We start from the raw sequence: 12,922 nt of genomic DNA, 5'->3' as shown, positions 1-12,922 counted from the left end.
TTTGACCGATCTTTATTTTTGCGGCGAAAAAATAGCTAACCTGTTGTGTGAACAAGAGAGTTCCAGCAATGACGCTATTTTCCGGACGAAAAGTGATTTACTCTGCCCTGAAAAGTATCTTCAAATAGCCCGTATTGACTGATGTTGTGCGTTTTACCGCCGCTCCATTTTTTGGCGCAAAATATGTAGAATTTTCAACGTCAAAGGGTTTTACTTCTCACTCAAATTACAGTCAGGACGTGTATGTTGAACAATGCGATGAGCGTGGTCATCCTTGCCGCTGGTAAAGGCACCCGCATGTATTCCGATCTTCCGAAGGTGCTGCATACCCTTGCAGGGAAAGCGATGGTGCAGCATGTCATTGATGCCGCTAACGAAATGGGTGCCGACCAGGTTCATCTTGTTTACGGTCACGGCGCCGATATGCTGAAACAGACCCTCAGTGACGACAAACTGAACTGGGTGCTGCAGGCAGAGCAGCTGGGAACCGGCCATGCGATGCAGCAGGCTGCGCCGTTCTTTGCTGACGACGAAGATATCCTGATGCTTTACGGCGACGTGCCGCTGATTTCCGTTGAGACTCTTACCCGCCTGCGTGATGCTAAACCGCAGGGCGGCATTGGCCTCCTTACCGTTAAGCTTGATGATCCAACCGGCTATGGCCGCATCACCCGAGAAAACGGCACTGTCACCGGTATTGTTGAACATAAAGATGCCACAGAAGCGCAGCGTGAAATTCAGGAAATCAATACCGGTATCCTGATTGCCAACGGCGCGGATATGAAGCGCTGGCTATCGAAGCTGAACAATAATAACGCCCAGGGTGAGTTCTACATCACCGATATCATTGCGCTGGCGCATCAGGAAGGCCGCGAAATCGCCGCCGTCCACCCGGATCGCTTAAGTGAAGTGGAGGGCGTGAACAACCGCCTGCAACTCTCCCGCCTGGAACGCGTTTATCAAGCTGAGCAGGCTGAAAAGCTGCTGCTCGCAGGCGTTATGCTGCGCGACCCTTCGCGTTTCGATCTGCGCGGTGAACTGAACCACGGGCGCGACGTTGAAATTGATACTAACGTTATTCTGGAAGGGAAGGTCACTCTCGGCCATCGCGTTAAAATTGGCGCAGGCTGCGTGATCAAAAACAGCGTGATCGGCGACGACTGTGAAATCAGCCCGTACAGCGTGGTGGAAGATGCCAACCTGGCCGCTGCCTGCACCATCGGGCCGTTTGCACGTCTGCGCCCTGGTGCGGAGCTGCTGGAAGGCGCCCACGTGGGTAACTTCGTTGAAATGAAAAAGGCGCGCCTGGGCAAAGGCTCCAAGGCGGGCCATTTGACCTATCTGGGCGATGCGGAAATTGGCGATAACGTCAATATCGGCGCGGGTACCATCACCTGTAACTATGATGGCGCCAATAAATTCAAAACCATCATCGGCGACGATGTATTTGTAGGCTCTGATTCACAGCTGGTCGCGCCGGTGACCATTGGCAAAGGCGTGACCATTGCCGCCGGTACCACGGTAACCCGCGATGTAGCGGATGACGAACTGGTATTAAGCCGCGTGCCACAGGTGCACAAAAAGGGCTGGAAACGCCCGGTGAAGAAAAAGTAATTACTCCGCATTTTAACCCTCTCTCCTCAGGGGAGAGGGATGATTCGATGCGGTGTGTCGGGTGAGGAGATAAATATATATCCCCCCCAATAGCAGTACCTATAACAATAACCCCACTCTCTACAAGGCTCGGGGCGCCCGTAAAACGGGCAACAACAGGTCAGCGACAACGCATGGCATAACGCCATAATCAGGAAATTTAACTATGTGTGGAATTGTTGGCGCAGTCGCGCAGCGTGATATTGCTGAAATCCTTCTCGAAGGATTACGTCGTCTGGAATACCGTGGTTACGACTCTGCCGGTCTGGCGGTGGTCGATGCAGAAGGTCACATGACCCGTCTGCGCCGCCTCGGTAAAGTACAAATGCTGGCACAGGCCGCGGAAGAACATCCGCTGCATGGCGGCACAGGCATTGCTCACACCCGTTGGGCGACCCACGGCGAGCCCTCTGAAGGCAATGCGCACCCGCATGTCTCTGAACATATCGTGGTGGTGCATAACGGCATCATTGAAAACCACGAACCGCTGCGTGAAGAGCTGAAAGCGCGCGGTTATACCTTCGTCTCTGAAACTGACACCGAAGTCATTGCCCACCTGGTACATTGGGAACTGGCACAGGGCGGTACGCTGCGTGAAGCGGTACTGCGCGCTATTCCTCAACTGCGTGGCGCTTACGGCACGGTAATCATGGATTCCCGCGATCCGTCCACGCTGCTGGCGGCTCGCTCCGGCAGCCCGATGGTTATTGGCCTGGGCATGGGTGAAAACTTCATTGCTTCCGACCAGCTGGCCCTGTTGCCGGTGACACGTCGCTTTATCTTCCTTGAAGAGGGTGACATCGCGGAAGTGACACGCCGTAGCGTGACCGTATTCGATACTAAAGGCGTACAGGTTAAACGCGCTGAGATCGAATCTAACCTGCAGTATGACGCGGGCGACAAGGGCGCGTATCGTCACTACATGCAGAAAGAGATCTACGAGCAGCCAAACGCCATCAAAAACACTCTGACCGGGCGTATCAGCCACGGTGAAGTGGATCTGAGCGAACTGGGGGCCAATGCCAATGAGATGCTGGCGAAAGTTGAGCATATCCAGATCGTGGCCTGCGGGACCTCTTACAACTCCGGTATGGTTTCTCGCTACTGGTTCGAATCGCTGGCCGGTGTGCCTTGTGATGTGGAGATCGCTTCCGAATTCCGCTATCGCAAATCGGCCGTACGCAAAAACAGCCTGATGATCACCCTGTCTCAGTCCGGTGAGACCGCCGATACACTCGCGGCGCTGCGCCTGTCGAAAGAGCTGGGCTATCTCGGTTCGCTGGCAATCTGCAACGTGCCGGGCTCGTCCCTGGTGCGTGAATCCGATCTGGCGCTGATGACCAAAGCGGGCACCGAAATCGGCGTGGCCTCTACCAAGGCCTTTACCACCCAACTGACCGTTCTGCTGATGCTGGTGGCGAAACTGGCGCGTCTGAAAGGCCAGGATGCTTCTGTTGAGCACGACATCGTTCACGGTCTGCAGGCGTTGCCGAGCCGTATCGAGCAGATGCTGTCGCAGGATAAGCGTATCGAAGCGCTGGCTGAAGATTTCTCCGACAAACATCACGCACTGTTCCTGGGGCGTGGCGATCAGTATCCCATTGCGCTGGAAGGTGCATTGAAGCTGAAAGAGATCTCCTACATCCACGCAGAAGCCTACGCAGCAGGCGAGCTGAAACACGGTCCGCTGGCGCTGATTGATGCTGATATGCCGGTTATCGTTGTCGCACCTAACAATGAACTGCTGGAAAAACTGAAGTCCAACATCGAAGAAGTGCGCGCCCGTGGTGGCCAGCTGTATGTCTTCGCCGATCAGGATGCCGGTTTTGTGAGTAACGACAACATGCACATCATTGAGATGCCGCATGTGGAAGAGGTCATTGCACCTATCTTCTACACCGTGCCGCTGCAGCTTCTGTCTTATCACGTCGCGCTGATTAAAGGCACCGACGTTGACCAGCCACGTAACCTGGCGAAGTCGGTTACTGTCGAGTAATACCTCCAGGCTCCACCTTCGGGTGGAGCTTTTCTCCCCGTTTTTTTCTTCTTGTGATGGTGACAACCTGTCATCTTCAGCTATTTTTTTGAGTGTCATAGAAAGAAAATTTTTCTGCAATCTTACTGTCAAAAAAACCGTCAAATTACTGATAAAAAAGAGTTATCTGTTTTAGATTAAAGTGAAATTTTCACTGTAATAAAACTGTCATAATTCGGACATTTATCTGTCACCTGTTTGTCCTATTTTGCTCCTCGTAGCCACTAAACAACGATTTACCAAAATCTTGCAGGAGACATTATGAAAGTTATGCGTACCACTGTCGCAACTGTTGTCGCCGCGACCTTATCGATGAGCGCGTTCTCTGTGTTCGCAGAGGCAAGCCTGACTGGTGCTGGTGCAACCTTCCCTGCGCCGGTGTATGCCAAATGGGCTGATACTTACCAGAAAGAGACTGGTAATAAGGTGAACTACCAGGGTATCGGCTCCTCCGGTGGCGTTAAACAAATTACCGCGAATACCGTTGATTTCGGCGCATCAGACGCTCCGCTGTCTGATGAGAAACTGAACCAGGAAGGTCTGTTCCAGTTCCCGACCGTTATCGGCGGTGTTGTGCTGGCCGTGAATATCCCGGGCCTGAAGTCTGGCGAGCTGGTGCTGGATGGTAAAACGCTGGGTGATATCTACCTCGGCAAAATCAAAAAATGGGATGACGAAGCCATCACTAAACTGAACCCAGGCGTGAAGCTGCCTTCGCAGAACATCGCTGTGGTTCGTCGTGCTGACGGTTCCGGTACCTCCTTCGTCTTCACCAGCTACCTGGCGAAAGTGAACGAAGAGTGGAAATCCAAAGTAGGTTCTGGCTCTACCGTGAACTGGCCGACCGGTCTGGGCGGTAAAGGTAACGACGGTATCGCCGCGTTCGTACAGCGTCTGCCAGGCTCAATCGGCTACGTAGAGTACGCTTACGCGAAGCAGAACAACCTGGCTTACACCAAGCTGGTTTCTGCTGACGGCAAACCGGTGAGCCCGACCGAAGAGACCTTTGCTAACGCAGCAAAAGGCGCTGACTGGAGCAAATCCTTCGCACAGGATCTGACAAACCAGAAAGGTGACGAAGCCTGGCCAATCACCTCCACGACCTTCATCCTGGTTCATAAAGATCAGAAGAAACCTGAACAAGGCACAGAAGTGCTGAAGTTCTTCGACTGGGCATACAAAAACGGCGGCAAACAGGCTAATGACCTGGATTACGCCAGCCTGCCGGACAGCGTGGTTGAGCAGATTCGTGCTGCATGGAAAACTAACGTGAAAGATAGCAGCGGTAAAGCGCTGTACTAACAGGATATTTTTGACGAAGATGGCGGGGGCGCAAGCGCCCGCCACCTTTCGTGAAACGACGTTAACAGAAGAGTAATTTATGGCTGCAACCAAGCCTGCTTTTAATCCTCCGGGAAAAAAAGGCGACATGATCTTCAGCGCGCTAGTAAAACTGGCTGCGCTAATTGTGCTATTGCTGCTGGGCGGCATTATCGTGTCTCTGATTTTCTCCTCCTGGCCGAGCATTCAGAAATTCGGTTTCTCCTTCCTGTGGACCAAAGAGTGGGATGCGCCAAACGAAGTCTTTGGTGCGCTGGTACCCATTTACGGTACCCTGGTGACCTCGCTCATTGCCCTGCTGATTGCGGTTCCGGTGAGTTTTGGTATCGCCCTGTTCCTGACGGAGCTGGCACCTGGCTGGCTGCGACGTCCGCTTGGTATCGCCATTGAACTGCTGGCGGCCATTCCGAGTATCGTATACGGCATGTGGGGCCTGTTTATCTTTGCGCCGCTGTTCGCCACATACTTCCAGGAGCCGGTAGGGAATGTGCTCTCTGCCATTCCGTTTGTGGGCGCGCTGTTCTCAGGCCCGGCGTTCGGTATCGGTATTCTGGCTGCAGGCGTGATCCTCGCCATCATGATTATTCCGTACATTGCGGCGGTTATGCGCGATGTCTTCGAACAAACCCCGGTGATGATGAAAGAGTCGGCCTACGGGATCGGCTGTACCACCTGGGAGGTTATCTGGCGCATCGTTCTTCCGTTCACCAAAAATGGGGTGATCGGGGGCATCATGTTGGGCCTGGGGCGTGCGCTGGGCGAAACTATGGCGGTGACCTTTATCATTGGTAACACCTACCAGCTCGATAGCGTCTCACTTTATATGCCGGGTAACAGCATTACTTCTGCACTGGCGAACGAATTCGCCGAAGCGGAATCGGGGCTGCACGTTGCGGCGCTGATGGAACTGGGTCTGATTCTGTTTGTTATCACCTTCATTGTTCTGGCGATTTCTAAGCTGATGATTATGCGTCTCGCTAAAAATGAGGGGGCACGCTAATGGCGACTCTCGAAATGCAAAACACCGCTGAGCTGGCGGAATCCCGCCGCAAAATGCAGGCCAGACGCCGCACGAAGAACCGCATTGCGCTGACACTCTCCATGGGGACGATGGCATTCGGTCTGTTCTGGCTGGTCTGGATTCTTTTCTCCACCGTGGTACGCGGTATCGATGGAATGTCGCTGGCGCTGTTCACCGAGATGACGCCGCCGCCGAATACGGCGGGCGGGGGGCTGGCAAATGCCCTGGCGGGCAGTGGCCTGCTGATCCTCTGGGCGACGGTCTTTGGTACGCCGCTGGGCATCATGGCGGGGATTTATCTGGCGGAGTACGGCCGTAAATCCTGGCTGGCTGAAGTCATTCGCTTCATCAATGACATCCTGCTGTCTGCGCCCTCTATCGTCGTCGGTCTGTTTGTTTATACCGTGGTGGTGGCACAGATGGAGCACTTCTCCGGCTGGGCTGGCGTGATTGCGCTGGCGCTGCTGCAGGTGCCTATCGTCATTCGAACTACCGAGAATATGTTGAAACTGGTGCCGGACAGCCTGCGTGAAGCGGCTTACGCGCTGGGAACGCCAAAGTGGAAAATGATCTCCGCGATTACGCTGAAAGCGTCTGTTTCCGGGATCATGACCGGTATCCTGCTGGCCGTTGCCCGTATCGCCGGTGAAACCGCCCCGCTGCTGTTTACGTCTCTCTCCAACCAGTTCTGGAGCACGGACATGATGCAGCCGATCGCCAACCTGCCGGTGACGATCTTTAAATTTGCGATGAGCCCATTCGTAGAATGGCAGCAGCTGGCCTGGGCCGGGGTGCTGATCATCACGCTTTGCGTACTGTTGCTGAACATTCTGGCGCGCGTCATTTTCGCGAAGAAGAAACACGGTTAATTTTTTACGGCGCGGCACATCGCGGCGCCGAATGAGGAAAAGAGTCAATGAGTATGGTTGATACTGCCCCGGGTAAGATTCAGGTTCGTGATTTGAACTTCTACTACGGCAAATTCCATGCACTGAAGAATATCAACCTGGATATCGCCAAGAACCAGGTTACGGCATTCATCGGTCCGTCTGGCTGTGGGAAATCCACGTTGCTGCGTACCTTTAACAAGATGTATTCGCTCTACCCAGAGCAGCGCGCTGAAGGCGAAATCATCCTGGACGGCGAAAACATCCTGACGCATGCCCAGGATATCGCCCTGCTGCGCGCGAAAGTGGGCATGGTATTCCAGAAGCCGACCCCGTTCCCGATGTCGATTTATGACAACATCGCCTTTGGCGTGCGTCTGTTTGAGAAACTCTCCCGTGCCGATATGGACGAGCGTGTGCAGTGGGCCTTGACCAAGGCCGCATTGTGGAACGAAACCAAAGATAAGTTGCACCAGAGCGGGTACTCTCTCTCCGGTGGTCAGCAGCAGCGTCTGTGCATCGCCCGCGGTATCGCTATTCGCCCGGACGTATTGCTGCTGGACGAGCCGTGCTCGGCGCTGGACCCTATTTCAACCGGGCGCATCGAAGAGCTGATCACCGAGCTGAAGCAGGATTACACCGTGGTGATCGTGACCCACAACATGCAGCAGGCTGCGCGTTGTTCCGACCATACGGCGTTTATGTACCTGGGCGAGTTGATTGAGTTCAGCGATACGGACGCGCTGTTCACCCGCCCCGCGAAGAAACAAACTGAAGATTATATTACTGGCCGCTACGGTTGATTTGGAGTGAACCATGGACAACCTCAATCTTAATAAACATATTTCCGGCCAGTTCAACGCAGAGCTGGAAAGCATCCGCACCCAGGTGATGACCATGGGCGGTATGGTGGAACAGCAGCTGACCGATGCCATCACGGCGATGCACAACCAGGACAGCGAGTTGGCGAAGCGCGTTATCGCTGGCGATCAGAACGTCAACATGATGGAAGTGGCCATCGACGAGGCCTGCGTGCGCATTATTGCCAAGCGTCAGCCAACGGCGAGCGACCTGCGTCTGGTGATGGCGATCATCAAAACTATTGCCGAGCTGGAACGTATTGGCGACGTGGCGGATAAAATCTGCCGCACCGCGCTGGAGAAGTTCTCCCAGCAGCATCAGCCGCTGCTGGTGAGCCTGGAGTCGTTGGGTCGCCACACCGTGCAGATGCTGCACGACGTGCTGGACGCCTTTGCACGTATGGATCTGGACGAAGCAGTTCGTATCTACCGCGAAGATAAGAAAGTCGACCAGGAGTATGAGGGCATTGTGCGTCAGCTGATGACCTACATGATGGAAGACTCCCGCACCATTCCCAGCGTTCTGACCGCGCTGTTCTGTGCTCGCTCTATTGAGCGTATCGGCGACCGTTGTCAGAACATCTGTGAATACATCTTCTACTTCGTGAAGGGGCAGGACTTCCGTCACGTGGGCGGAGATGAGCTGGATAAGATGCTGGCGGGTAAAGATCCGAAAGAGTAATATTATTAACGCCAGCAAAGCTGGCGTTATATTTTTAAAGAATCCATTCCCCATATAAATAACACCTGATCTATTTTTTGCCGGTGCGCGAATTAATTAGGCGTTAGTCACATTTTACCCTCCCCTGAATTGTTTTTATTTTTGCTCTGGAATAAAAAAGAGCGGCGCAGTTGTGTCATCAGACGCTATTTTTAGTTAATACCTTAAACATTGATAACTGGATTGTTACCGTCAACGTACGGGCAAAACCTGAAAGAGGTCCTCTCTGCATAGAGGTGCCTTTTTCAGGTTTTTTTATTTCCCGGTGGCGGTTAAAGGATGAGCAAATGGAATTAGCCGAAATAATTGTCACAGGCGTAGGGGGCAAAGAAAATATTCTGAGCTTGCTTCATTGTGCAACCCGCCTGCGTTTCAGATTAAAAGAGAGAGATAAAGCCACGCCTGAGATCTTAAAAAATACGCCGGGTATCATCATGGTCGTTGAAAGCGCCGGTCAGTTTCAGGTCGTGATTGGCAATCATGTTCATGATGTTTATAACGCTATCAATGCCCTTATCGGGGAGAAAGCACCTGCCAGTATGGACACGGCGACGGGCAACCTTATTAATCGTTTTATTTATACGGTATCCAGTATTTTTACCCCGTTAATAGGCGTGATGGCGGCAACCGGCATACTGAAAGGTGCCCTGGCAGCCGGGGTGGTCTTTGATGTGTTAACAGAGCAGAGCGGGACTTATCGCATTCTGTTCAGCGCCAGCGATGCCCTGTTCTACTTTTTCCCGGTTATTCTGGGCTATACGGCCGGTAAACAATTTGGCGGTAATCCTTTTGTCTCGATGGCCATTGGTGGCGCATTAATACATCCCACCATCATTCAGTCTCTGGGAAGTGCGGCGGCTACGCCACATGAATTTATGGGTTTACCCGTTACGTTTATCAATTATAGCGCTTCCGTCATCCCGATAATCTTCTCTGCCTGGTTTTGTGGCGTCGTAGAGAAACACCTTAATAACTGGCTCCCTTCATCAATAAAAAATTTCGTCACGCCGCTTCTTTGTCTGATGGTGACGACCCCTCTGGCCTTTCTGGTTATTGGGCCACTCGCCACCTGGATAAGTAACGGCATTGCCCAGGGTTATTTGGCGCTCTACGGCTTTGCTCCGGGGGTTGCTGGCATCGTTATGGGCGGGTTATGGCAAGTGTTTGTCATGTTTGGCCTGCACTGGGGGCTGGTACCGTTATGCATTAATAACTTCACGGTGCTGGGATATGACTCGCTCCTGCCTTTGCTGGTGCCAGCCATTCTTGCGCAGGTTGGCGCTGCGCTGGCCATGTTCTGCTTTGAACGCGACCCGCAAAAGAGAGTGGTTGCCGGATCGGCTGCAATCACCGGGCTCTTTGGTATCACCGAACCGGCCGTTTATGGCGTTAATTTACCGCGCAAATATCCCTTTTATATCGCCTGTGTCAGTGGCGCCTGCGGAGGGCTGTTGGTCGGGCTCGCGCAAACCAAAGCCTGGTCTTTTGGGATGCCAGGCATCTTCACCTTTATGCAAATTCTTCCCCCCGGCGGGGTGGATTATAGCGTCTGGGCTTGTTTGTTGGGTTCAGCCCTCGCTCTCGTCGCGGCTTTTATTGGCTCTTTGCTCTTTTGCTATTTCGCGGATAAGGCATCCGCCGTCGCTTAATTCATTTGAAAAAGGAATTCATTATGTTCAGGAGAAATATCATAGCCTCTGCGCTTGTCATGATACTGCCGGGTTTGAGCTGGGCGGGCTCATTGACGGTCGAACAACGCCTGGAGATGCTTGAAAAAGCGTTAAAGGAGACGCAGGCCGAATTACAGCATTACAAAAATCAGGCCGTCCCCGTTCAGGTCGCCGATAAACCGGCGAAAAAGCCGGCCACCGTGCTGGTGAAAAATGAGAGCAAAGATGTATCTGCTATCACCATGAAGGATTTCAGTAAGTTTGTTAAAGATGAGATTGGCTTTAGCTATAACGGCTATTTCCGTTCCGGCTGGGGCAGTGCGTCTCACGGCTCGCCCAAATCCTGGGCCATTGGCTCTCTCGGGCGACTGGGTAATGAATATACCGGCTGGTTTGATTTACAGCTGAAACAGCGGGTCTGGCATGAGGGCAACAAACGTGTCGATGCAATCGTTATGCTGGATGGCAACGTCAGTCAGCAGTACTCCACCGGCTGGTTTGGTGACAATGCGGGTGGCGAAAACTATTTACAGTTCTCCGACATGTACGTCACCACGCAGGGTTTCCTGCCATTTGCGCCGGAAGCCGACTTCTGGGTGGGTAAACATGGCGCACCGAAAATCGAAATCCAGATGCTGGACTGGAAAACACAGCGTACGGATGCTGCCGCAGGGGTGGGGCTGGAAAACTGGAAAGTGGGCCCCGGCAAGGTGGATATTGCGCTGGTGCGTGAAGATGTGGATGACTACGACCGCGATCTGAATAACAAACAGCAAATCAATACCAATACCGTCGACCTTCGCTATAAAGAGCTCCCTCTGTGGGAAGACGCCACGCTGATGCTCAGCGGGCGCTATGTGGCGGGTAATCAGAGCGCCAGCGAGAAAAGTAATCAGGATAATAATGGCTATTACCGCTGGAAAGACACCTGGATGGTGGGCAGTACCCTCACGCAGAAACTCTCTGACGGCGGCTTTAATGAGTTTTCGCTGCTGGTTGCGAATAACTCCATAGCCAGCAGTTTTTCACGTTATGCGGGCTCCAGCCCGTTCACCACGAATAATGGCCGTTACTATGGTGACCATACTAACGGGACAGCTGTCCGTCTGGCCTCACAGGGAGAGATGTATCTCGGCGATAAGGTGATTGTCGCCAATGCGCTGGTCTACTCCTTCGGCAACGACGTCTACAGCTATGAAACGGGTGCCCACAGCGATTTTGATTCGATACGTGCCGTTGTCCGTCCGGCCTGGATCTGGGATAACTTCAACCAGACCGGCGTAGAGCTCGGTTACTTCAGACAGAAAAATACCGATCTGAACGGCAAGAACTATTACGAGTCGGGTTACAAAACCACGCTGTTCCACACCTTTAAAGTCAACACCAGCATGTTGACCTCCCGTCCCGAAATCCGTTTTTACGGCACCTACATTAAAGCGGATGAGACCGATTTAGATCACTTCACTTTCGAAGACCAAAAACAGGACCAGTTTGCGCTCGGTGCGCAGGCTGAAATCTGGTGGTAACAGGCTACTTAACAAGGATGAAACTGATGAACAAAATGAAGACCGCTTTATCCATCATTACGCTTTCAGTTTGCTTCGCTCAGCAACTTTACGCGATGCCGCTACCTGCGATGCCGGATCCCGCGCAGCCCGTGAACCGGTTTGTTACGCAGGTGAATGCGGATAACTCCATTACCTTTCGCTATTTTGCACCACAGGCAAAAAGCGTCTCTGTGGTGGTGGGCATACCTACGCCAGAGAGCATCCACCCCATGACCAAAGACAGTACCGGTTTATGGAGCTGGCGCGGGCCGGTGATGGAGCCCAATTTGTATGAGTATTTTTTCAACGTTGACGGCGTGCGCAGTATCGATACCGGCACGGCGATGACCAAGCCGCAGCGCCAGGTTAACACCAGCATGGTGCTGGTGCCTGGTAGCATGCTGGATACCAATCCGGTACCGCATGGCGATCTGATAACGCTGACCTACCACTCGGATGCGTTGAAATCAGAACGGCAGCTCTTTGTCTGGACGCCGCCAGGCTATAGCGGTCAGGGTGACCCGCTACCGGTGCTCTATTTTTATCACGGGTTTGGCGATACGGTACGTTCCGCGGTCGACCAGGGGCGTATCGCGCAGATCATGGACAATTTGTTAGCGAAAGGGGCAATTAAACCGATGCTGGTGGTGGTACCGGATACGGAAACGGACGCAGAGGGCATCGTTCCTGAAACCTTTGTGCCCGCTGAACGGCGGAAAGTGTTCTACCCCCTGAATGCTAAAGCCGCTGACCAGGAGCTGATGACCGACATCATTCCATTAATCAGCAAGCGCTTTCATGTACGAAACGATGCCGAAGGGCGCGCGCTCGCCGGGCTCTCCCAGGGAGGATACCAGGCGCTCGTCTCTGCTCTTAACCACCCCGAAAGTTTCGGCTGGCTTGCATCTTTTAGTGGCGTGACCACCACCACGGTGCCTGATGCAGGCGTTAGCGCAGGCCTGGATGACCCGACCTCGATTAATCAACAGCTACATAATTTTACCCTGGCGGTGGGCAGCAAGGATGACGTGACCGGGAAGGATATCGCCGGGCTGAAGGCCGAGCTGGAAAAGCGGAATATCCGTTTTGAATACCATGAGTATCCGGGGCTTAACCATGAAATGGATGTCTGGCGCCCGGCCTACGCGCAATTCGTGCAGACAGTATTCAAATAACTTTCTGATCAG

The 12,922-nt window shown here is 53.2% G+C and carries 9 protein-coding genes and 1 pseudogene; all 10 read left to right on the top strand.

From position 1 onward, the window contains the following. Positions 1-243: 243 nt before the first annotated feature. The 10 genes and pseudogenes from glmU (at position 244) to B3511_RS03060 (ending at position 12,910) form a co-directional block, all read left to right on the top strand. A complete protein-coding gene (gene glmU, locus B3511_RS03105; RefSeq protein WP_040077710.1) occupies positions 244-1,614 on the top strand; it encodes a bifunctional UDP-N-acetylglucosamine diphosphorylase/glucosamine-1-phosphate N-acetyltransferase GlmU in 1,371 nt (456 codons plus the stop codon). Positions 1,615-1,819: 205 nt separating this feature from the next. Beyond that, positions 1,820-3,649: a glutamine--fructose-6-phosphate transaminase (isomerizing) gene (gene glmS, locus B3511_RS03100; RefSeq protein WP_286776536.1), complete on the top strand. Its 1,830-nt coding sequence runs from the start codon at positions 1,820-1,822 to the stop codon at positions 3,647-3,649. Between the two features lie 300 nt (positions 3,650-3,949). Further along, positions 3,950-4,990, top strand: a complete 1,041-nt coding sequence (gene pstS / locus B3511_RS03095) for a phosphate ABC transporter substrate-binding protein PstS (protein ID WP_040077712.1) — start codon at positions 3,950-3,952, stop codon at positions 4,988-4,990. Positions 4,991-5,069: 79 nt separating this feature from the next. After that, a complete protein-coding gene (gene pstC / locus B3511_RS03090; RefSeq protein ID WP_040077714.1) occupies positions 5,070-6,029 on the top strand; it encodes a phosphate ABC transporter permease PstC in 960 nt (319 codons plus the stop codon). Continuing rightward, entirely contained in the window at positions 6,029-6,919 is an 891-nt protein-coding gene (pstA, locus tag B3511_RS03085) for a phosphate ABC transporter permease PstA (protein WP_040077715.1), read from the top strand. Before pstC ends, pstA begins: the two co-directional genes overlap by 1 nt. 47 nt (positions 6,920-6,966) lie before the next feature. Then, the gene (pstB, locus tag B3511_RS03080; protein WP_040077716.1) at positions 6,967-7,740 is read left to right on the top strand and encodes a phosphate ABC transporter ATP-binding protein PstB; all 774 of its coding nucleotides are present in this window, start codon (positions 6,967-6,969) and stop codon (positions 7,738-7,740) included. A 13-nt stretch (positions 7,741-7,753) separates the two neighbouring features. Further along, positions 7,754-8,479 (top strand): phosphate signaling complex protein PhoU, encoded by a 726-nt coding sequence (gene phoU / locus B3511_RS03075; protein WP_040077717.1) that lies wholly within the window; start codon positions 7,754-7,756, stop codon positions 8,477-8,479. Between the two features lie 326 nt (positions 8,480-8,805). Beyond that, a pseudogene (locus B3511_RS03070) lies at positions 8,806-10,149 on the top strand (PTS transporter subunit EIIC); the annotation flags it as partial. A gap of 41 nt (positions 10,150-10,190) precedes the next feature. Continuing rightward, positions 10,191-11,714 carry a carbohydrate porin gene (locus B3511_RS03065; RefSeq protein WP_207292676.1) on the top strand — a complete coding sequence of 508 codons (1,524 nt, stop codon included), beginning with the start codon at positions 10,191-10,193 and terminating at the stop codon, positions 11,712-11,714. Positions 11,715-11,740: 26 nt separating this feature from the next. Then, positions 11,741-12,910, top strand: coding sequence for an alpha/beta hydrolase-fold protein (locus tag B3511_RS03060; RefSeq protein ID WP_414671869.1), 1,170 nt, complete (start codon positions 11,741-11,743; stop codon positions 12,908-12,910). Positions 12,911-12,922 lie beyond the last annotated feature (12 nt).

This window comes from Leclercia sp. UBA1284, from assembly GCF_002308415.1.
Lineage (GTDB): Bacteria > Pseudomonadota > Gammaproteobacteria > Enterobacterales > Enterobacteriaceae > Enterobacter > Enterobacter pneumoniae.
This window is presented reverse-complemented; position numbering and strand designations above follow the sequence as displayed.

What these genes read in the sequence shown, in the direction of transcription:
- B3511_RS03065 (WP_207292676.1), top strand. Translation starts at nt 10,191, where the DNA reads ATGTTCAGGAGAAATATCATAGCCTCTGCGCTTGTCATGATACTGCCG.
- pstA (WP_040077715.1), top strand. Translation starts at nt 6,029, where the DNA reads ATGGCGACTCTCGAAATGCAAAACACCGCTGAGCTGGCGGAATCCCGC.
- glmS (WP_286776536.1), top strand. Translation starts at nt 1,820, where the DNA reads ATGTGTGGAATTGTTGGCGCAGTCGCGCAGCGTGATATTGCTGAAATC.
- pstB (WP_040077716.1), top strand. Translation starts at nt 6,967, where the DNA reads ATGAGTATGGTTGATACTGCCCCGGGTAAGATTCAGGTTCGTGATTTG.
- pstC (WP_040077714.1), top strand. Translation starts at nt 5,070, where the DNA reads ATGGCTGCAACCAAGCCTGCTTTTAATCCTCCGGGAAAAAAAGGCGAC.
- glmU (WP_040077710.1), top strand. Translation starts at nt 244, where the DNA reads ATGTTGAACAATGCGATGAGCGTGGTCATCCTTGCCGCTGGTAAAGGC.
- phoU (WP_040077717.1), top strand. Translation starts at nt 7,754, where the DNA reads ATGGACAACCTCAATCTTAATAAACATATTTCCGGCCAGTTCAACGCA.
- pstS (WP_040077712.1), top strand. Translation starts at nt 3,950, where the DNA reads ATGAAAGTTATGCGTACCACTGTCGCAACTGTTGTCGCCGCGACCTTA.
- B3511_RS03060 (WP_414671869.1), top strand. Translation starts at nt 11,741, where the DNA reads ATGAACAAAATGAAGACCGCTTTATCCATCATTACGCTTTCAGTTTGC.